Annotated in this window: 19 protein-coding genes; 15 read left to right on the top strand and 4 right to left on the bottom strand. The window is 72.0% G+C overall.

Annotated features, from left to right (window positions below; genetic code table 11):
• Window positions 1–73 precede the first annotated feature (73 nt).
• The 8 genes from ACPYOM_RS03620 to ACPYOM_RS03585 are packed head-to-tail and all read left to right on the top strand — an operon-like array spanning window position 74 to window position 7,286.
• Window positions 74–952 carry a helix-turn-helix transcriptional regulator gene (locus ACPYOM_RS03620; RefSeq protein ID WP_481344917.1) on the top strand — a complete coding sequence of 293 codons (879 nt, stop codon included), beginning with the start codon at window positions 74–76 and terminating at the stop codon, window positions 950–952.
• Window positions 949–2,370 carry a Fe-S cluster assembly protein SufB gene (gene sufB, locus ACPYOM_RS03615; protein WP_481344916.1) on the top strand — a complete coding sequence of 474 codons (1,422 nt, stop codon included), beginning with the start codon at window positions 949–951 and terminating at the stop codon, window positions 2,368–2,370. The genes ACPYOM_RS03620 and sufB overlap by 4 nt, the downstream gene beginning before the upstream one ends.
• Window positions 2,370–3,626, top strand: coding sequence for a Fe-S cluster assembly protein SufD (gene sufD, locus ACPYOM_RS03610; protein ID WP_481344915.1), 1,257 nt, complete (start codon window positions 2,370–2,372; stop codon window positions 3,624–3,626). Before sufB ends, sufD begins: the two co-directional genes overlap by 1 nt.
• 5 nt (window positions 3,627–3,631) lie before the next feature.
• On the top strand, window positions 3,632–4,405 hold the full coding sequence (sufC, locus tag ACPYOM_RS03605; protein WP_481344914.1) for a Fe-S cluster assembly ATPase SufC: 774 nt from the start codon (window positions 3,632–3,634) through the stop codon (window positions 4,403–4,405).
• A gap of 5 nt (window positions 4,406–4,410) precedes the next feature.
• Window positions 4,411–5,799, top strand: coding sequence for a SufS family cysteine desulfurase (locus tag ACPYOM_RS03600; protein WP_481344913.1), 1,389 nt, complete (start codon window positions 4,411–4,413; stop codon window positions 5,797–5,799).
• Entirely contained in the window at window positions 5,799–6,320 is a 522-nt protein-coding gene (gene sufU / locus ACPYOM_RS03595; protein WP_481344912.1) for a Fe-S cluster assembly sulfur transfer protein SufU, read from the top strand. Before ACPYOM_RS03600 ends, sufU begins: the two co-directional genes overlap by 1 nt.
• Window positions 6,317–6,643, top strand: a complete 327-nt coding sequence (locus ACPYOM_RS03590) for a metal-sulfur cluster assembly factor (RefSeq protein WP_481340725.1) — start codon at window positions 6,317–6,319, stop codon at window positions 6,641–6,643. The genes sufU and ACPYOM_RS03590 overlap by 4 nt, the downstream gene beginning before the upstream one ends.
• A 25-nt stretch (window positions 6,644–6,668) precedes the next feature.
• The gene (locus ACPYOM_RS03585; protein WP_481340724.1) at window positions 6,669–7,286 is read left to right on the top strand and encodes an acVLRF1 family peptidyl-tRNA hydrolase; all 618 of its coding nucleotides are present in this window, start codon (window positions 6,669–6,671) and stop codon (window positions 7,284–7,286) included.
• Between the two features lie 13 nt (window positions 7,287–7,299).
• On the opposite strand, the gene ypfJ is transcribed toward ACPYOM_RS03585, so the two are convergent.
• The 3 genes from ypfJ to ACPYOM_RS03570 form a co-directional block, all read right to left on the bottom strand.
• A complete protein-coding gene (gene ypfJ, locus ACPYOM_RS03580) occupies window positions 7,300–8,259 on the bottom strand; it encodes a KPN_02809 family neutral zinc metallopeptidase (RefSeq protein WP_481344911.1) in 960 nt (319 codons plus the stop codon).
• Window positions 8,260–8,405: 146 nt separating this feature from the next.
• Window positions 8,406–9,422 (bottom strand): alanine racemase, encoded by a 1,017-nt coding sequence (locus tag ACPYOM_RS03575; RefSeq protein WP_481344910.1) that lies wholly within the window; start codon window positions 9,420–9,422, stop codon window positions 8,406–8,408.
• A 6-nt stretch (window positions 9,423–9,428) separates the two neighbouring features.
• Window positions 9,429–10,547, bottom strand: a complete 1,119-nt coding sequence (locus ACPYOM_RS03570; protein WP_481344909.1) for a lipid II:glycine glycyltransferase FemX — start codon at window positions 10,545–10,547, stop codon at window positions 9,429–9,431.
• A 152-nt stretch (window positions 10,548–10,699) separates the two neighbouring features.
• On the opposite strand from ACPYOM_RS03570, the gene ACPYOM_RS03565 reads away from it, so the two are divergent.
• The 6 genes from ACPYOM_RS03565 (at window position 10,700) to ACPYOM_RS03540 (ending at window position 16,676) form a co-directional block, all read left to right on the top strand.
• A complete protein-coding gene (locus tag ACPYOM_RS03565; protein WP_481344908.1) occupies window positions 10,700–11,335 on the top strand; it encodes an MFS transporter in 636 nt (211 codons plus the stop codon).
• A gap of 69 nt (window positions 11,336–11,404) precedes the next feature.
• Window positions 11,405–11,812 (top strand): hypothetical protein, encoded by a 408-nt coding sequence (locus ACPYOM_RS03560; protein ID WP_481344907.1) that lies wholly within the window; start codon window positions 11,405–11,407, stop codon window positions 11,810–11,812.
• A 101-nt stretch (window positions 11,813–11,913) separates the two neighbouring features.
• Window positions 11,914–13,512, top strand: coding sequence for an ABC-F family ATP-binding cassette domain-containing protein (locus tag ACPYOM_RS03555; protein WP_481344906.1), 1,599 nt, complete (start codon window positions 11,914–11,916; stop codon window positions 13,510–13,512).
• Between the two features lie 75 nt (window positions 13,513–13,587).
• On the top strand, window positions 13,588–13,782 hold the full coding sequence (locus tag ACPYOM_RS03550; RefSeq protein ID WP_481344905.1) for a hypothetical protein: 195 nt from the start codon (window positions 13,588–13,590) through the stop codon (window positions 13,780–13,782).
• Window positions 13,783–13,811: 29 nt separating this feature from the next.
• On the top strand, window positions 13,812–14,624 hold the full coding sequence (locus ACPYOM_RS03545; RefSeq protein WP_481344904.1) for an enoyl-CoA hydratase/isomerase family protein: 813 nt from the start codon (window positions 13,812–13,814) through the stop codon (window positions 14,622–14,624).
• Window positions 14,625–14,804: 180 nt separating this feature from the next.
• On the top strand, window positions 14,805–16,676 hold the full coding sequence (locus ACPYOM_RS03540) for an ABC transporter ATP-binding protein (RefSeq protein ID WP_481344932.1): 1,872 nt from the start codon (window positions 14,805–14,807) through the stop codon (window positions 16,674–16,676).
• A 34-nt stretch (window positions 16,677–16,710) separates the two neighbouring features.
• On the opposite strand, the gene ACPYOM_RS03535 is transcribed toward ACPYOM_RS03540, so the two are convergent.
• The gene (locus tag ACPYOM_RS03535) at window positions 16,711–17,655 is read right to left on the bottom strand and encodes an SURF1 family cytochrome oxidase biogenesis protein (protein WP_481344903.1); all 945 of its coding nucleotides are present in this window, start codon (window positions 17,653–17,655) and stop codon (window positions 16,711–16,713) included.
• A gap of 33 nt (window positions 17,656–17,688) precedes the next feature.
• Here ACPYOM_RS03535 and ACPYOM_RS03530 point away from each other — a divergent pair.
• On the top strand, window positions 17,689–18,032 hold a 344-nt coding region (locus ACPYOM_RS03530; protein ID WP_481344902.1), incomplete at its 3' end, for a radical SAM protein.

Below are 18,032 nucleotides of genomic sequence, written 5' to 3'. Positions count from 1 at the left end.
GCATACCGGTCGACGTCGCCGGTTAGGCGGACCTAACTGGCACTTCCACGAGCAATTACGTCACAATGGTGTTGTGTTTTTCCCGGAGCATGCACCGCGCGAGGGCAGGGACGGCGACCACGTGTCGCCGCTCGAGTCCCGGACGCGCTCGCGCGTGCTCCACATGGTCTCCTCCGACGGGCCCGTCACGGCCGCGGAGCTCGGCCGTCACCTCGACCTGACCCCGGCCGCCGTCCGGCGCCACCTCGACGCCCTCGTGGAGCAGGGCGCCGTCGTGCCCCACGAGCCGGCCGGCCAGCGGCGGGGTCGCGGCCGACCGGCCCGCGCGTACGTCGTCTCCGAGGTCGGTCACCGCTCCCTCGAGGCCGACTACGACTCGCTGGCCGTCGAGGTGCTGGGGTTCCTCGAGGAGCGGGCCGGCAGCGGCGCTGTCGGTGCCTTCGCCCGCGAGCGCGTCGGCGCCCTCGAGGCACGCTACGCGGCGCGTCTCGACGCCGTCGGTGACGACCCCGCCGCCCGCGCCGACGTCCTCGTCGAGGCACTGAGCGAGGACGGCTTCGCCGCGACGGCACGCCCGGTCGGCAGCGGAGGTCTGGCCGGCGTCCAGCTGTGCCAGGGCCACTGCCCCGTGCAGCACGTCGCCGAGGAGTTCCCCCAGTTCTGCGAGGCCGAAACCGATGCGTTCTCCCGGCTCCTCGGGGTGCACGTGCAGCGGCTGGCGACGCTCGCGGGCGGCCACCACGTGTGCACGACGTTCATCCCGACGGGTGGACTCGCACGGAAGAGCGCCGACGCCCCGGATGTTGCCTCCGGTGCAGCACTGAGTAGCCCCGCACCCGCGAGCCCGGGCACGACCACGTCCGCCAGTACGTCCGCCAGCACGTCCGCCACCACGTCCGCCACCACGTCCGCACGGAACGACCGAACGCACGTCAAGGAAGGTTCCTCATGACCACCCACATCGAAGAGCTGAACCCCGGCCTCAAGGGCATCGGCACCTATGAGTACGGCTGGGCCGACAGCGACGTGGCCGGCTCGTCAGCTCGCCGTGGGCTCAACGAGGACGTCGTGCGCGACATCTCGGCCCGCAAGAACGAGCCCGAGTGGATGACGAAGCTGCGCCTGAAGAGCCTGAGCCTCTTCGGCAAGAAGCCGATGCCCTCGTGGGGCTCCGACCTGACCGGCATCGACTTCCAGAACATCAAGTACTTCGTGAAGTCCACCGAGAAGCAGGCGGCCACGTGGGACGACCTGCCCGAGGACATCAAGAACACCTACGACCGCCTGGGCATCCCGGAGGCCGAGAAGCAGCGCCTCGTCTCCGGCGTCGCCGCGCAGTACGAGTCCGAGGTCGTCTACCACCAGATCCGTGAGGACCTCGAGCAGCAGGGCGTCATCTTCCTCGACACCGACACCGCGCTCAAGGAGCACGAGGACATCTTCCGCGAGCACTTCGCGACGGTGATCCCCGCAGGCGACAACAAGTTCGCCGCGCTCAACACCGCCGTGTGGTCCGGTGGCTCGTTCATCTACGTGCCCAAGGGCGTCCACGTCGAAATCCCGCTCCAGGCGTACTTCCGGATCAACACCGAGAACATGGGCCAGTTCGAGCGCACGCTGATCATCGCCGACGAGGGCTCCTACGTGCACTACGTCGAGGGCTGCACCGCGCCGATCTACAAGTCGGACTCCCTGCACTCGGCCGTCGTCGAGATCATCGTCAAGAAGAACGCCCGCGTGCGCTACACGACGATCCAGAACTGGTCCAACAACGTCTACAACCTCGTCACCAAGCGCGCCACCTGCGAGGAGGGCGCGACGATGGAGTGGATCGACGGCAACATCGGCTCCAAGGTGACGATGAAGTACCCCGCCGTCTTCCTCATGGGCGAGCACGCCAAGGGTGAGACGCTCTCGATCGCCTTCGCTGGCGAGGGGCAGCATCAGGACACCGGCTCCAAGATGGTCCACGCGGCTCCCAACACGAAGAGCTCGATCATCAGCAAGTCCGTGGCTCGCGGTGGCGGTCGCGCCTCCTACCGCGGTCTCGTGCAGGTGCTCGAGGGCGCCTCGCACTCGGCCTCGACCGTGCGCTGCGACGCCCTGCTCGTCGACACGATCAGCCGCTCCGACACCTACCCGTACGTCGACATCCGCGAGGACGACGTGTCCATGGGCCACGAGGCGACGGTCTCGAAGGTCTCCGAGGACCAGCTGTTCTACCTCATGTCCCGCGGCATGGCCGAGGACGAGGCCATGGCGATGATCGTGCGCGGCTTCATCGAGCCGATCGCGCGAGAGCTGCCCATGGAGTACGCCCTCGAGCTCAACCGCCTCATCGAACTCCAGATGGAAGGAGCCGTCGGCTGATGTCCGTTGCCGACACGCTCGTCGACACGGGTAGCTCCGTGGCCGACGCCGCCAACCGTGCCCACACCGACTCCGCCGCGGCCTTCGTGCCGGACCAGTCGCGCGCCGAGCGCACGGCGTCCTTCGACGTCGCCGCCTTCCCGCTGCCCTCGGGCCGCGAGGAGGACTGGCGCTTCACGCCCGTCAAGAAGCTCGCCGGCCTGCTCGCCGAGGGTGCGAGGGGTCGCCTCGACGTGGGCAGCCAGCTGCCCGAAGGGGTCACGACGTCGACGATCACGGCCGGCCAGGCCCAGGGGCTCGGCATCCTCCCGCCCCAGGACCGTGCCGCGGTCGTCGCCGGCACGGCTGCCGACGGCGCGCTGCTGCTCGACATCCCGGCGGAGGCGGAGCTCGACGCGCCGGTGCGCCTCTCGCTCGTCGGCACCGGCGGTGAGCCGGTGCACGGCCACCTCGTCGTGCGCGCCGGGCGCTTCTCCAAGGCGACCGTCGTCGTCGAGCACACGGGCTCGGCGCAGTACTCCCAGCTGCTCTCCGTCGTCACCGGCGACGGGTCCGACCTCACGCTCGTGTCCGTGCAGCGCTGGGACGACGACGCCCAGCACCTGGCCCAGCACGACGCCCTCGTCGGCCGTGACGCCCGCTACAAGCACCTCGCCGTGTCGTTGGGCGGGGCGGTCGTCCGCGTCAACGCCAACGTGCGCTACGCAGGGCCCGGTGGTGACGCGACCCTGCTCGGCGTGTACTTCGCCGATGCCGGCCAGCACCTCGAGCACCGCTCGTACATCGACCACAACACGGCGCACTGCAAGAGCCGGGCCACCTACAAGGGCGCGCTCCAGGGCGAGACCGCGCGCACCGTGTGGGTCGGCGACGTGCTCATCCGGGCCGCGGCCGAGGGCACGGACACCTACGAGCTCAACCGCAACCTCGTCCTGACCGACGGCGCCCGCGCCGACTCGGTGCCGAACCTCGAGATCGAGACCGGCGAGATCGAGGGCGCCGGGCACGCCTCTGCGACAGGTCGTTTCGACGACCTGCAGCTGTTCTACCTGCAGTCGCGCGGCATCACCGAGGACGAGGCCAAGCGCCTCGTCGTGCGCGGCTTCTTCGCCGACATCATCCGTGAGATCCCGCTCGGAGACCTGCGCGACGAGATCACCGCGGCCATCGAGGAGGAGCTCGCGTCGACGGCATACGCCGCTCCCACCCAGCAGACCCCCAGCACTGTCACCCGCAGCACGAACAAGGAGAACTGACCCACATGAGCACGCTCGAGATCAAGGGACTGACGGTCTCGGTCGAGACCGAGGACGGCCCCAAGGAGATTCTGCGCGGGGTCGACCTCACCGTGAAGTCGGGCGAGACCCACGCGATCATGGGGCCGAACGGCTCCGGCAAGTCGACGCTGGCCTACAGCATCGCCGGCCACCCGAAGTACACCATCACCGGCGGCACCGTCTCGCTCGACGGCGAGGACGTCCTCGCCATGACCGTCGACGAGCGCGCCCGTGCAGGCCTGTTCCTCGCGATGCAGTACCCCGTCGAGGTCCCCGGTGTCACGGTGAGCAACTTCCTGCGCACCGCCAAGACCGCCGTCGACGGCGAGGCCCCGAAGCTGCGGACGTGGGTCAAGGAGGTCAAGGAGGCCATGGGCAACCTGCGCATGGACCCCGCGTTCGCCGAGCGCAACGTCAACGAGGGCTTCTCCGGCGGCGAGAAGAAGCGCCACGAGATCCTCCAGATGGAGCTGCTCAAGCCGAAGGTGGCCATCCTCGACGAGACCGACTCCGGCCTCGACGTCGACGCCCTCAAGATCGTCTCCGAGGGCGTCAACCGCGCCAAGGACGCGAGCGACCTCGGCGTCCTGCTCATCACGCACTACACGCGCATCCTGCGCTACATCAAGCCGGACTTCGTCCACGTCTTCGTCGACGGCAAGATCGTCGAGGAGGGTGGCCCCGAGCTGGCGGACCGCCTCGAGGACGAGGGCTACGACCGCTACCTCACCGCGGCTCCCGCGGTGGTGGAGGCCTGAGCCCGATGACTGACGTCCTGCCGTTCACGGATGGGGAGCTCGCCGCGATCCGCGGTGACTTCCCCATCCTCGCGCGCACCGTGCGCGACGGCAGGCCGCTGGTCTACCTCGACTCGGGGGCGACGTCGCACAAGCCGACCGCTGTCCTGGACGCCGAGCGCGCCTTCTACGAGCAGCGCAACGCCGCGGTCCATCGCGGCGCGCACCAGCTCGCCGAGGAGGCGACCGACGACTTCGAGGCAGCCCGCGCGACCATCGCCTCGTTCATCGGCGCGCCGTCCGACGAGGTGGTCTTCACCAAGAACGCCACGGAGGCCCTCAACCTCGTCGCGTACGCGTTCTCCAACGCCGCGCCCACCGACGACCCCAAGGACGAGCGCTTCGTGCTCGGTCCCGGGGATGAGATCCTCGTCACCGAGATGGAGCACCACGCCAACCTGGTGCCCTGGCAGGAGCTCGCCCGTCGCACGGGCGCGACCCTGCGCTGGGTGCGGGTCGGCGAGGACGGCGCCCTGCTCCTCGACGGGCTCGGCGACCTGCTCACCGAGCGCACCAAGGTCTTCGCCTTCACGCACGTCTCCAACGTGCTCGGCACGGTCAACCCCGTGACCGAGCTGGCGGAGCGCGCCCACGCCGTCGGTGCGCTGGTCGTCGTCGACGCGTGCCAGTCGGTGCCGCACCTGCCCGTCGACGTCGCGACGCTCGGCGCCGACTTCATCGCGTTCAGCGGCCACAAGATGTACGGCCCGATGGGCGTCGGCGTCCTCTGGGGTCGCGGTGCGCTGCTCGACGTGATGCCGCCGTTCCTCACGGGCGGCTCGATGATCGAGCTCGTCACGATGGAGCGCTCGACGTACGCCCCTGCACCGCAGAAGTTCGAGGCCGGCGTGCCCAACGCCGCACAGGCAGTGGGCCTCGCCGCGGCCGTGCGCTGGATCGAGTCCATCGGCATCGACCGCGTCCACGCGAACGAGGCCGCTCTCGTCGACCTGCTCCAACGCGGGCTCGCCGCGCGCCCCTGGGTACGCGTCGTCGGCCCGGCACGCGGTGTCGAGCGCGGCGGGGCCGTCGCGTTCGTCGTCGAGGGCGTCCACGCGCACGACGTCGGGCAGGTGCTCGACGACGCCGGCGTCGCCGTGCGCGTCGGCCACCACTGCGCGTGGCCGCTGCACCGCGTCCTCGGCGCCACGGCCACGACGCGCGCGTCGTTCGGCGTGCACAACGGTCCCGACGACGTCCGGGCCCTGCTCGCGGCGCTCGACCGCGTGCCCCGGATCTTCGGCATCGACGTGACCGGCACCGACCTCGACTCCGACCCCGACGCCGACCTCGAGGCCCGCCACGACGCGCGGGCGCTGCGCGGCGAGGCCGACGACGCGAGGGAGGCGAGCTGATGGACCTCTACCAGGAGCTCATCCTCGACCACTCGAAGCGGCCGCACCACGCGGGTCTGCGCGAGCCGTTCGACGCCGAGGTGCACCACATCAACCCGACGTGCGGCGACGAGGTGACCCTGCGGGTCGAGGTCGCGGGCGAGGGCGCCGACGCGGTCGTGCGCGACGTGTCGTACGACGCCCGGGGCTGCTCGATCTCGGTGGCCAGCTCGTCGGTCCTCGCCGAGGAGGTCATCGGCCGACCCGTGGCCGAGGCGCTGTCGACCTTCGCCGCGATGCGCGCGATGCTCACCTCCAAGGGCACCCTGAGCGGTGACGAGGAGGTCATCGGTGACGGCGTCGCCTTCGCCGGCGTCGCGAAGTACCCGGCACGCGTCAAGTGCGCGCTGCTCGGCTGGACCGCCTTCACCGACGCGCTCGCCCGCGCCGGCGTCGACATCGGCGAGGCCTCCACCGCCCCCGCTGACAGCACCCGACCTGCCCGACCCACCCACCGACCGACCCAGGGAGTGTCGTCATGACCGAGACCACCACCCCGACCAACGTCGCCGACGTCGAGGAGGCCCTGCGCGACGTCGTCGACCCCGAGCTCGGCATCAACGTCGTCGACCTCGGGCTCGTCTACGGCATCACCGTCGACGCGCAGGCGCACGCCGTCATCGACATGACGCTGACCTCCGCCGCGTGCCCGCTCACCGACGTCATCGAGGACCAGACCGCGCAGGCGCTCGAGGGCCTCGTCGCCTCCCACCGGATCAACTGGGTGTGGATGCCGCCGTGGGGCCCGGACAAGATCACCGAGGACGGCCGCGAGCAGCTGCGCGCCCTCGGCTTCAACCTCTGAGCCGCACCCTGAACGCGACCTGACCGTGGGCAGCCGGGTCATCGAGGTCGACCCCGACCGGTTCGACCGCTGGATGGCCGGGTTCGCCGAGCGCCACGGCCTCTACGACGCCGCCGAGGAGACCGCTCCCGGCGGCGTCGTCGTGTCCGCGCGGGCGGCCGACGGATCCACCCTCGTGGCCACGCCGTTCTCCCACGACCCGCTCGGCGTCGTGCTCGTTCGGCGCGGTGGGTACGCGGTCGGGCTGGCCGTCGACGGCGCGTGGCGTGGCTCGAAGGTCGGGACGCGGCACGTCCAGTCGCGCACGGCAGCCGGCGGCTGGTCGCAGCAGCGGTTCGCGCGACGGCGCGGCAAGCAGGCCGACGAGCTCGTCGAGGCCGTCGTCGGGCATGCGCGCCGGGTGCTGCTCGGCGGCGACGAGTCGCCCGCCTCCGCTGCACCCGGGCTCCCGCGCGGCCTCGTGGTCGGCGGCGACCGGCGCCTCGTCCGGCAGGTCCTCGACGCGTCGGCCCTGCGGGCGCTGCGCGACCTGCCGCTGCGCGAGCTCTACGACCTGCCCGACCCACGCCGTGACGTGCTGGACAGCGCCCTGCGACGCGGCCGCGCGGTGTGGGTCGAGCTCACCGAGCCCGACGCGCCCTGAGCTGCTCGGTGCGTCAGCTCACCGACTCGACGCCGAAGGTGTTGCACTGGTTGATGTCGCCGGTGCGGTAGCCCTGCGTGAACCACGCCTGCCGGGCCTTCGCCGACCCGTGGGTCCAGGACTCCGGGGTGACGCGGCCCTGCATCTTCTCCTGGATGCGGTCGTCGCCGACGGCGGCGGCGGCCGACAGGGCGGACCTGATGTCGGACTCGGTGATGGGCTTGAGCAGCGTCGTGCCGTTCTGGTCGGTGGTCTCGGTGGCGTGCTTGACCCACGTGCCCGCGAGACAGTCGGCCATGAGCTCCATGCGCACGGAGCCGGAGTTCGGGCCCTGCGGGTCCTGCTGGGCCCGGTTGAGGATGCCGAGGAGGTCCTGGATGTGGTGGCCGTACTCGTGCGCGACGACGTACTCCTTGGCCAGCTGGCCGCCGTCTGCCCCGAACGTGCTCTGCAGCTCGGCGAAGAAGCTCGCGTCGATGTACACCTTGCCGTCGAGGGGGCAGTAGAACGGCCCGACCTGCGAGTTCGCGGTGCCGCAGCCGGAGGGTGTCTGGCCCTGGTAGATGACCGTCTTGGCCGGCTCGTAGTTCACCTGGTACTTCGGCAGCGTCTTCGTCCAGTAGTCCTGGACGCTGTTGACCGTCGCGACGACGAGGCAGACGTCGTCCCGGTTGGCGTCCGCGCCCGTCCTGCACCGGGAGAACTCTCCCTGGTCGACCTGCCCGGCCGCGGCGACCTGGCTGTTGTCGAGCCGCTGGGCCGGCAGGCCCCCGACGCCGGTGTCGCCGGAGTCGCCCCCGCCGAGGAGCCGTCCGCCCCCGAAGATGAGCAGCAGGACGAGCACGATGAGGCCGCCGATGCCGCCCCCGACCTGGATGCCGCCGGGGATCCCCCCGCCTCCGCCGCCGAAGCTGCCGCCACGTCCGCTCTCGACCTGCGAGGTGTCCAGCTGCGCGTTGTCGTTGAAGGTCATCGGGCTGCTCCTGTGGCTCGGGACCGGCGCCCCGGGGCGTCGCGGTCCGCTGGGTCAGCCGGGCCTGGGCCCGTCCGTCTCGATCTGGTGAGGCCGTACCCACCGGCGGGTCCGGGCTCGCGTCCGGACACGCGTCAGGGCACGCGTCAGGACACGACGACGGCGTCGGGGGTCGTCGTCGTCAGGCGCATCCGGACCGTCACCTCGTCGCCCACCTGCGGCGGAGTGACGCCGTCGGGGAGGGTGAGGATGCTGCACTGCATGTGGGGCGGCTCCGCGAAGCGAGGCATCGTGCCCGAGACGGTGAAGGGCGACCGGACGCGGTGCGCAGCCTCGAGCACTCCCTCGGCGACCGCCACGGCGCGCGACCGGGCCGTGGCGGCCGAGGCGGGACTCTCCATGGCGACGCCGTGCGACGTGCCGCCGCTGACCACCACGAGGTGGCCGGCCGCCACCGGACGCTGCCGGTAGCCGGCGCGGGCGCCGCGGCCGACGCGGCGTACGTCGAGGACGTGGGCCCGGACCTCGTAGGAGCCCTTGTCGGCGTACCAGAGGTCGGTGCCGATGCGGGGGCGGAACTCGAGCCCGGGGTGGCGCCGGTGCAGCTCGGCGAGCTCCGCCGCGCTGACGTGCGAGACGTACCACGTCAGCTCGCCGGGGACGGCGGCGACGAACCGGCTGATCTCCTCGACGTGGCCGCTGCCGAGCGGCAGGTGCAGCGTGACGCCGACGGCATCCGCCTCGCCGACGAGGGCCGCGACCTCGGTCATCGGGGTTCCGAACCGGTTCATCGAGGTCAGTCCCTCGATGACGACCCGCGCGCGGGCGTTCGCGGCACGCAGGTCCGCGAGGTCCTCGCGCGCCGTGACCGTGTGTACGGCACGGTCGTGGGCGAGCTCCGGCACACCGTCGTGGACGGCCGCCCGGTACGGCTCCATGACGAGGACGTCGCCGCCGAACCAGCCGAGGGTCTCGGGCAGCTCGGCGTAGGTGCCGATGGCCACCATGGGCACGCCGAGGCGGCCGGCCTCCGCGCACAGCAGCTCGCGCCCGAACCCGTAGCCGTTGCCCTTGACGACGGGCACGAGGCCCGGGCGGTCGGCGACGAACCGGTCGTGGGCCGAGCGCCAGCGCTCACCGTCGACGTGCAGCACCAGGGACACGAACCGTCACCGCCGCTTCATGTAGAGGTCGAAAGCCTTGTACAGCAAGCGGTTCAGCGGCAGATCCCACTCACCGGCAAGACGCACCGCCTCACCACCGGTCCCGACCTTGAACCGGATGAGCCCGATGTGGGGGTTGTCGGCCGCGACGGTGTTGGTGATCCCGCGCAGGTCGTAGACGGTCGCGCCCGCGGCGATGGAGTCGCGGATCATCTGCCACTGGATCGCCGTGGACGCCTGCAGCTCGCGCTTGGCGGCGGTCGAGGCGCCGTAGGAGTACCAGGCATGCTCACCGACGCGGATCCAGATCGTCGCGGCGAGGGCATCGCCCTCGTGCTCGGCGAGGTACACCCGGATGCGCTGGGCGTCCTCGGCCGACATCGTCGCGTACATGTGCTCGAAGTACTCACGTCCCCGTGGGGTGAATCGGTCCCGCTCTGCCGTCTCCACGTAGAGGCGGTGGAACGTCCCGAGGTCGGCCGCGTCGCCGACGCGGACCGTGACGCCGTTCTTGGTGGTCTTCTTGACGTTGCGGCGCCAGAGCTGGTTCATGCCGGCGAGGACGTCGGCCTCGGTGCGCCCCGCGAGAGGCACCTGGAAGACGTACTCGGGCTGCCCGGCCGCGAACCCGTCCTCGGGCGAGAGGTGCCGGAAGCCGAGTCGCTCCAGCTCGGCGACGACCGCGGTGCCGACGGGCTCGACGACGTCGGGGGTCGCCTCGTCGTAGCGGCGCACGTCGTCGTCGGCGATGGCCGCCTTGATGGTGGCGGCGTGCCAGCGGTGCGTGGGCACGGGTGGCCCGAGACGCAGCGCGAAGGCCCCCTTGCCGTGGAGGTGGTCCCGCAGTGCGCGGAGCAGCTCGACGAGACGCGGGGAGGTCCAGTCGATGACCGGACCCTCCGGGACGTAGGCGAGCGACCGCCCGATGCGCGGCAGGGACCGATGGAGCACGAGCGCCGCGCCGACCATCCGGTCGCCCTCGAAGAAGCCCACCGACCCGTGTCGCCAGTCCCGCTTGACCTCTCCCCACGCCGGGGTCTGCAGGAAGCTCGCGGACGGCTGCGTGCGCAGCCAGGCTAAGTGCTCGGCTGCGGTGATGTCACGGGCGGTGATGGGGGCTGTCACGGGGGCTCACGCTACCCGAGCGCATCGATGCGGCCGGTGGTGCTCTCGGCCGAAAGGACTGAGCGCCCGTGCCCCCGGTCGTAAAGTGGTCCGACGGCCTGTCGTCGGACCTCCCGGCCCGGCGGTGAGGCCGGCCGACACAGGAGCGGGTCGTGAGCACGTGCGCGGCCGTCGTCGCGACGAGCCTCGGCCTCATCGCGCGCTGGCACCCCGTTGGTCCGGCCCGAGCCAGGGTGAGCGGTGTCTGGGGGGCGAGCGTCGGTGCCGGGATCGCCCTGGGCCCCGTGCTGTCGGCCTACCTGCAGGCGTTGGCGTCCTGGCGAGACGTCTTCTGGCTCCTCGCGCTCACCGGCCTGGGGCTGGCCGTCTGGGCACGGCTCCGGCTCGAGGAGGTGCGGGCGTCCGCGCCCCGCGGGCTCGACCCGCTCGGGGCCGTGCTCCTCGCGACGGCATCGACGGCCCTCCTCGCGGCCCTCGTCATCGGCCGTCAGGGGTGGACCCGACCCGCCGTCGGGGTGCTCGCCGGTGTGGTCGTCCTCAGTGGTGCCGGGGTGGTCGCCGCCGAGCGCCGTGGCCGGGCGCCGATGGTGGAGCCCGCGGTCTTCCGCAGCCCGCGGTTCCTCGGTGCAACCGCCGGGGCCTTCACCTCCGGCGTCGGCCTCATCGGACTCATGTTCTTCCTGCCTGCCTTCCTGGGGCTGGCCCTCTGCATGCGGGTCACGGACGCCTCCCAGCTGTTCCTGGTGTGGGCGGCGTTCAGCGTCGCCGCGGCCCTGCTCGCCCGGTGACTGCCGGCTCGGTACGACGGCCGGCTCCGGCTGGCCGCTGGTCTCGGCGGCGTCGGCGTCGGTCTGCTCATGCTCGGCGGCCTCGGTACCGACACGACGTGGCCGCGTCTGCTGCCGGGGCTCGTCGTCTCGGGGGCCGGGGGCGGGCTCGTCAACGCGGTCCTGGGCCGCGAGGCGGTCGAGAGCGTCCCCTCGGACCGGGGCGGCATGGGCAGCGGCGCCAACAACACGGCGCGCTACATCGGGTCGGCCGTGGGCGTGACCATCGTCTCCGTGCTCGCCGCGGGCCACGCGACGCGGCCGCCGGGCCCCGGGCTCGTCGACGGCTGGAACGTCGCGGCGCTCGTCAGCGCCGCCTTCTCGTTCGTCGGCGCCGGCATCGTGCTCGTGGTGCGGGACCGCACCGCAGGGGCGGCGGGGGCACCCTCGACGGCCGCCTCGCCGGCGTCCAACCGGCCTGGTTCCGCAACGACGTGAGCCGGCGGCGGGACGACCCGTCGGCGGCACCCTCGCGACGCTCCTAGAATGGTGGGGTTGTCCGGCCGCTGACGAAGTGCGGCACATCGAGGAGGAACGCCGTGATCGTCGCCACCGGGATCGAGCTGCGTGCTGGGGCGCGCCTGCTGCTGGAGGACGCCAGCTTCCGCGTCGACTCCGGCGATCGCATCGGCCTTGTCGGTCGCAACGGGGCCGGCAAGACGACCCTGACCAAGGTCCTCGCCGGGGAGGGGCTGCCCGCCGCGGGCACCGTGACTCGCACCGGCGCGGTCGGCTACCTGCCCCAGGACCCACGCACGGGCGACCTCGAGATCCTCGCCCGGGACCGCATCCTGTCGGCCCGCGGCCTCGACACGATCGTCCGCGACCGCGCCGCGGCCGAGGTGAGGATGGGCAGCGACGACGAGAAGGTCCGCGACAAGGCCATGCGCAAGTACGCGCGCCTCGAGGTCGAGTTCGAGGCCCAGGGCGGCTACGCCTCCGAGTCCGAGGCAGCCTCGATCGCGAGCGCCCTCGGGCTCGACGAGCGCATCCTCTCCCAGCCCCTTCGCACGCTCTCCGGTGGCCAGCGGCGACGCGTCGAGCTGTCGCGGATCCTCTTCTCCGGCAACGAGACCCTGTTGCTCGACGAGCCGACCAACCACCTCGACGCCGACTCGATCGTGTGGCTGCGCGAGTACCTGCGCGCGTACAAGGGCGGGCTCATCGTCATCAGCCACGATGCCGACATGCTCGACGCGGTGGTCAACAAGGTCTACCACCTCGACGCCAACCGCTCGGCCCTCGACGTCTACAACGTCAGCTGGAAGACCTACCTCCAGCAGCGCGAGACCGACGAGCGACGCCGACGCCGCGAGCTGCAGAACGCGCAGAAGAAGGCCGGCGCACTGCTGGCCCAGGCGGACAAGATGCGTGCCAAGGCCACGAAGGCCGTGGCCGCCCAGAACATGGCCAAGCGTGCCGAGCGCCTCCTCGCCGGCGTCGAGGGCGAGCGCGTCCAGGACAAGGTGGCCAAGCTGCGCTTCCCGAAACCGGCTGCCTGCGGCAGGACGCCGTTGCGCGCCTCAGGGCTGTCGCGCTCGTACGGGTCGCTCGAGGTGTTCACCGACGTCGACCTCGCCATCGACCGGGGGAGCAAGGTCGTCGTGCTCGGCCTCAACGGCGCCGGCAAGACGACCCTGCTGCGGATGCTCGCCGGCGTCGACGCCCCGGACACGGGCGAGGTCGAGCCGGGCCACGGCCTGCGCCTCGGCTACTACGCCCAGGAGCACGAGAACCTCGACGTCGAGCGGACCGTCCTGGAGAACATGAAGTCGAGTGCCCCGGACCTCGGCGAGACCGAGGTCCGCAAGGTGCTCGGGTCCTTCCTCTTCTCCGGCGACGACGTCCACAAGCCCGCGGGCGTGCTGTCCGGCGGTGAGAAGACGCGCCTGTCGCTGGCGATGCTGGTGGTCTCGGCCGCCAACGTCCTCCTCCTCGACGAGCCCACGAACAACCTCGACCCCGCCTCGCGCGAGGAGATCCTCGGCGCGCTCAAGACGTACGAAGGCGCCGTCGTCCTCGTCACCCACGACGAGGGCGCGGTCGAGGCCCTCGAGCCCGAGCGCATCCTCCTGCTGCCCGACGGTGTCGAGGACCTCTGGGGGCCGGACTACCGGGACCTCATCGCGCTCGCCTGACTCATAAGTGCCTGTGATGGGTCACATCATGGACCGTTATTGTCTTTCGTCCCCGGCGGCGTGACACTTCTCGACATGCCGACCGACCACACCCTCAGCTGCCCGTTCTGCGCGGGCGAGGACGTGACGCCCTTCCCCGACCCGACCGCCGCCTGGTCGTGCCTGGACTGTGCACGCGTCTTCCGGGTCGAGGTCGTCCAGCCGGCGTCCGTCGCCGGGTGGGGCGTGCTCCGGGCCGTGCTGCCGGCCCGGCTGCCCGCGGCCGCCTGACGAGGTGACCCGCCGGTAGCCTGCGAGGCATGACCGCGACGCAGCACGACCGGCCCCATCCGCACCTGCGTGTCGAGACGGCCGGCCCCGTTCGCACCCTCGTCCTCGACCACCCGGACCGGCGCAACGCCCAGACGCCCTCGCTGTGGGCGGCGCTCGCCGACCAGGCCCGCTCGGTGCCCGAGGAGGTGCGCGTCGTCGTCCTGCGCGGGGAGGGCGCGGCGTTCTCGGCGGGCATCGACACCGCGATGTTCACGCCCGAGGGCGTGCCGGGGGAGGAGAGCGTCCTCGCGCTCGTCTCCGGCGGCCCCGCGTCCGTCCAGGACGGCATCGCGCGCTTCCAGGAGGGCTTCACGGCCTGGGCGCAGTGTCCGGCCGTCGTCGTCGCCCAGGTGCACGGCTACGCGATCGGGGCGGGACTCCAGCTCGCGCTCGCCGCGGACCTGCGCGTCGCGGCGCTCGACTCGTGGTTCGCCATGCGTGAGGTGAGCCTCGGCCTCGTCCCGGACCTCGGCGGCACGGGTCCGCTCGTCCACCTCGTCGGGTACGCCCGGGCTCTGGAGATGTGTGCCACGGGCCGACCGGTGTCGGCGCCCGAGGCCCACGCCATGGGCCTGCTGACCTCGATCGCGCCGGCGGCCGATCTCGACGAGGCCACGGCCTCCCTCGTCGCGGCCCTCCTCGAGGCCCCCGCCGAGGCGGTGCGTGCCCTCAAGCCGTTGCTGCGCGCCGCCGTGACCAACGACGCCGAGACCCAGCTGCGCGCCGAGCGTCAGGCCCAGACCGGGCTCCTCCTCGGCATGGTGGGGCGCATGCGTCCCGACGCTCCCGACGCGTCCTGACACCCCCGAGGCCTCCGGGGGCTTTCCGACGCGGGGGCACGTCGCCGGGTGCTGTGAACGGTGTCGGGAATCGGTGTCGGGAACCCGTGTCGGGAATCGGTGTCGGTGGTCGCGGGTTGGATGGAGAGGAGCAGCCGGTCCGAGAGGGCCGACGCGGAGCAAGGAGGAGTCGCCGTGGGGATGCAGCCGTGGATGGCGATGCGGTCGATGTCGCGCGACTCGTCCGTCGCCGAGCGGAGCCTCGCGCCCGGCACCCGGCGTCGGGTGCTCGGCTACGCGCGCCCCTACAAGGGCGCCATCGCGGCCTTCCTCCTCGTCGTCGTCCTCGACTCGCTCCTCGTCGTCGCCGTCCCGCTCCTGCTCAAGGCGATCGTCGACGACGGCGTCGTACCGAGGGACTCCGGGCTCGTCGTCCGGCTCTCCCTGGTCGTTGCCGCCATCGCGGTGGTGGACGTGCTGCTCACGGTCGTCTCACGCTGGTACTCCGCGCGCATCGGCGAGGGCCTCATCAACGACCTGCGCACCGAGGTCTTCGGCCACGTCCTGCGCCAGCCGATCGCCTTCTTCACGCGCGCCCAGACCGGCTCGCTCGTCTCGCGTCTCAACAGCGACGTCGTCGGCGCCCAGCAGGCCTTCACCTCGGTGCTGTCGAACGTCGTCAGCAACGTCGTGTCGGTCGTGCTCGTCGTCGGCGCGATGTTCGCCCTCTCCTGGCCGCTGACGCTGGGTTCGCTGCTGCTCGTGCCGCTCTTCCTCGTCCCGGCGCGGCTCATGGGGCGCCGTCTCGCGACGCTCGCCCACCGCCAGATGACCGTCAACGCCGACATGGGCACCCGGATGACCGAGCGGTTCAACGTCGCCGGTGCCCTCCTCGTCAAGCTCTTCGGCTCGCCCGCGCGCGAGGAGGCCGAGTACGCCGAGCGCGCCGGACGCGTCCGCGACATCGGCATCGAGATCGCGGTCAACCGCACGGTCTTCATGGCGGGACTCACCTTGGTGGCGGCCCTCGCCACCGCGATGGTCTACGGCTTCGGCGGGGTCATGGCCGTCGGCGGGACGCTCTCGGTCGGCACCCTCCTCGCACTGGCCGCCCTCCTCGCCCGCCTCTACGGCCCCCTGACGTCGCTGTCCAACGTGCGCGTGGACATCATGACCGCCCTCATCTCCTTCGAACGCGTCTTCGAGGTGCTCGACCTCGAGCCCCTCGTCCGGGAGCGACCCGACGCCGTGGCCCTGCCCAGGGGTCCGCTCGGCGTCGCGCTCGACGGCGTGTCGTTCCGCTACCCCTCCGCCGACGAGGTGTCGCTGGCCTCGCTCGAGTCGGTCGCGTCCGGCGACCGCCGGGGCAGCGGTCTCGTCCTGCACGACATCGACCTCGACGTGCCCGCGGGGTCCCTCGTGGCGCTCGTCGGTCCTTCGGGCGCCGGCAAGACGACGCTCACCGCGCTCGTCGCCCGGCTCTACGACCCGAGTGCCGGGAGCGTCCGCATCGGCGGGCTCGACCTGCGCGACGTGACGATGGAGTCGCTGCGCCAGCGCGTCGGGGTCGTGACCCAGGAGGCGCACCTGTTCCACGACACGATCCGCGCCAACCTCCTCTACGCCCGTCCCGATGCCACCGAGGCGCAGGTCGCGACGGCGCTGCGCGCGGCCCAGATCAGCGACCTCGTCGAGGAGCTGCCCGAGGGGCTCGACACGGTGGTGGGTGACCGTGGTCACCGGCTCAGCGGCGGCGAGAAGCAGCGCTTCGCCATCGCACGGCTGCTGCTCAAGGCGCCGGACGTCGTCGTGCTCGACGAGGCGACGGCCCACCTCGACTCCGAGTCGGAGGTGGCCGTCCAGCGCGCGCTCGACGCCGCCCTCGAGGGCCGCACGTCGATCGTCATCGCCCACCGGCTCTCGACGATCCGGCAGGCCGACCTCATCGTGGTGCTCGACCACGGCCGTGTCGTCGAGACGGGCCGACACGCCGAGCTGCTCGCCCGGGGCGGGCTCTACGCCGACCTGCACGCCACCCAGTTCGACGAGAAGGCCGTCGAGCGCGCGGTCTGAGCGGCACCGCCCCGCGATCTGCGCCCGAGGACGGTTACGCGTCCTCCTCGTCCCAGATGCGCACCTTCCTGGGTCTGGCCGGCTTGGCCGGACGTGCTGGCCGTGACGGACGGTCCGAGGCGGCGGGAGCGGCGGCGCGGTCGACGCCGACCGGCACGTGCCCGACCGACCCCTCACCCGGCGCCGGCCGCCATGTGCCGTCGCCCTCGATGTCGCCCTCGATGTCGCCCTCGGTCCCGTCCTCGGTCTCGCTGTCGGCCAGCAGGAGCTCGCGGCGCATCGCCCACCAGACGAAGACCACGCCGCCGGGCATGAACAGCCACCACTGGTAGGCGTAGGCCTGGTGCGGTCCGAGGTCCTCCTCGGGGCGGGGCAGCGGCCGCACCGGGTGGGCGCCCGGCGACGCGGCGGGCTGCTGGGAGCCGAGGACGACGTACCAGTCGAGGGGGCTCAGCGCGGGCACCTGGGCTCGGGCGTCGGTGAGGTCGATGCTCGCCAGCTGGGGGTGCGGCAGGTCGCGGCCCAGGCTCGGCTCGTCGGTGCGCAGCCATCCCGTCACGGCGACCTCGCCCGCGGGGGCGGGGTCGGCCGGGGGCGTCGTCTCGGCGTCCTGCGCGTTGGGCACCCAGCCCCGGTCGACGAGGACGACGTGTCCGTCGGTCGACAAGGGGGTCAGCACCTCGAACCCGACCGTCTGGTCGAGGGTGCGGTTGCGCACGAGCAGGTCGCTGCCCGACGCGTACGTGCCCCTCAGGGTGACGCGCGTCCACTGCCGCTCGGGCGTGAGCGGGCCTGCCGCGAGGGCCTGCTCCAGCGGGACCGGCGAGGCGTCGTAGTGGCGGGCGATGGCGTCGACCTTGACCTGCTTGTCCTCGTGGCGGTGCCACTGCCACAGGCCGAGGTAGAAGCACGCGACGCCGAAGAGGACCGCGAGGAGGGTCCCGACCAGCCAGCGCCGGGTCAACCACAGTCTGAGCACGTCTTGACGGTACCCCGGCCTAGAGTGGAGGCCATGACCAGCCTTCCCGACCCCACGGTGCTGCCCGTCGGCACCGGCCTCGCCGACCGGTTCGGGCGGGTGGCGCGCGACCTGCGGGTGTCGGTCACCGACCGGTGCAACCTGCGCTGCACGTACTGCATGCCGGCGGAGGGTCTGCCGTGGATGCCGCGCGCCGAGATGCTCACCGACGCGGAGATGCTGCGCGTCATCGGCCTGTTCGTCCGCGACGGCGTCACCCAGGTGCGCCTCACCGGTGGCGAGCCCCTCCTGCGTCGCTCCCTCGTGGACCTCGTCGCCGGCATCGCCGCGCTCGAGCCTCGGCCCCGCATCGCCATGACGACCAACGGCGTCGGCCT

This window comes from Monashia sp. HAY1-2A, assembly GCF_056755315.1.
This window is presented reverse-complemented; position numbering and strand designations above follow the sequence as displayed.

What these genes read in the sequence shown, in the direction of transcription:
- sufB (WP_481344916.1), top strand. Translation starts at nt 949, where the DNA reads ATGACCACCCACATCGAAGAGCTGAACCCCGGCCTCAAGGGCATCGGC.
- sufD (WP_481344915.1), top strand. Translation starts at nt 2,370, where the DNA reads ATGTCCGTTGCCGACACGCTCGTCGACACGGGTAGCTCCGTGGCCGAC.
- sufC (WP_481344914.1), top strand. Translation starts at nt 3,632, where the DNA reads ATGAGCACGCTCGAGATCAAGGGACTGACGGTCTCGGTCGAGACCGAG.
- ACPYOM_RS03600 (WP_481344913.1), top strand. Translation starts at nt 4,411, where the DNA reads ATGACTGACGTCCTGCCGTTCACGGATGGGGAGCTCGCCGCGATCCGC.
- sufU (WP_481344912.1), top strand. Translation starts at nt 5,799, where the DNA reads ATGGACCTCTACCAGGAGCTCATCCTCGACCACTCGAAGCGGCCGCAC.
- ACPYOM_RS03590 (WP_481340725.1), top strand. Translation starts at nt 6,317, where the DNA reads ATGACCGAGACCACCACCCCGACCAACGTCGCCGACGTCGAGGAGGCC.
- ypfJ (WP_481344911.1), bottom strand. Translation starts at nt 8,259, where the DNA reads ATGACCTTCAACGACAACGCGCAGCTGGACACCTCGCAGGTCGAGAGC.
- ACPYOM_RS03560 (WP_481344907.1), top strand. Translation starts at nt 11,405, where the DNA reads ATGCTCGGCGGCCTCGGTACCGACACGACGTGGCCGCGTCTGCTGCCG.
- ACPYOM_RS03550 (WP_481344905.1), top strand. Translation starts at nt 13,588, where the DNA reads ATGCCGACCGACCACACCCTCAGCTGCCCGTTCTGCGCGGGCGAGGAC.
- ACPYOM_RS03545 (WP_481344904.1), top strand. Translation starts at nt 13,812, where the DNA reads ATGACCGCGACGCAGCACGACCGGCCCCATCCGCACCTGCGTGTCGAG.
- ACPYOM_RS03540 (WP_481344932.1), top strand. Translation starts at nt 14,805, where the DNA reads ATGCAGCCGTGGATGGCGATGCGGTCGATGTCGCGCGACTCGTCCGTC.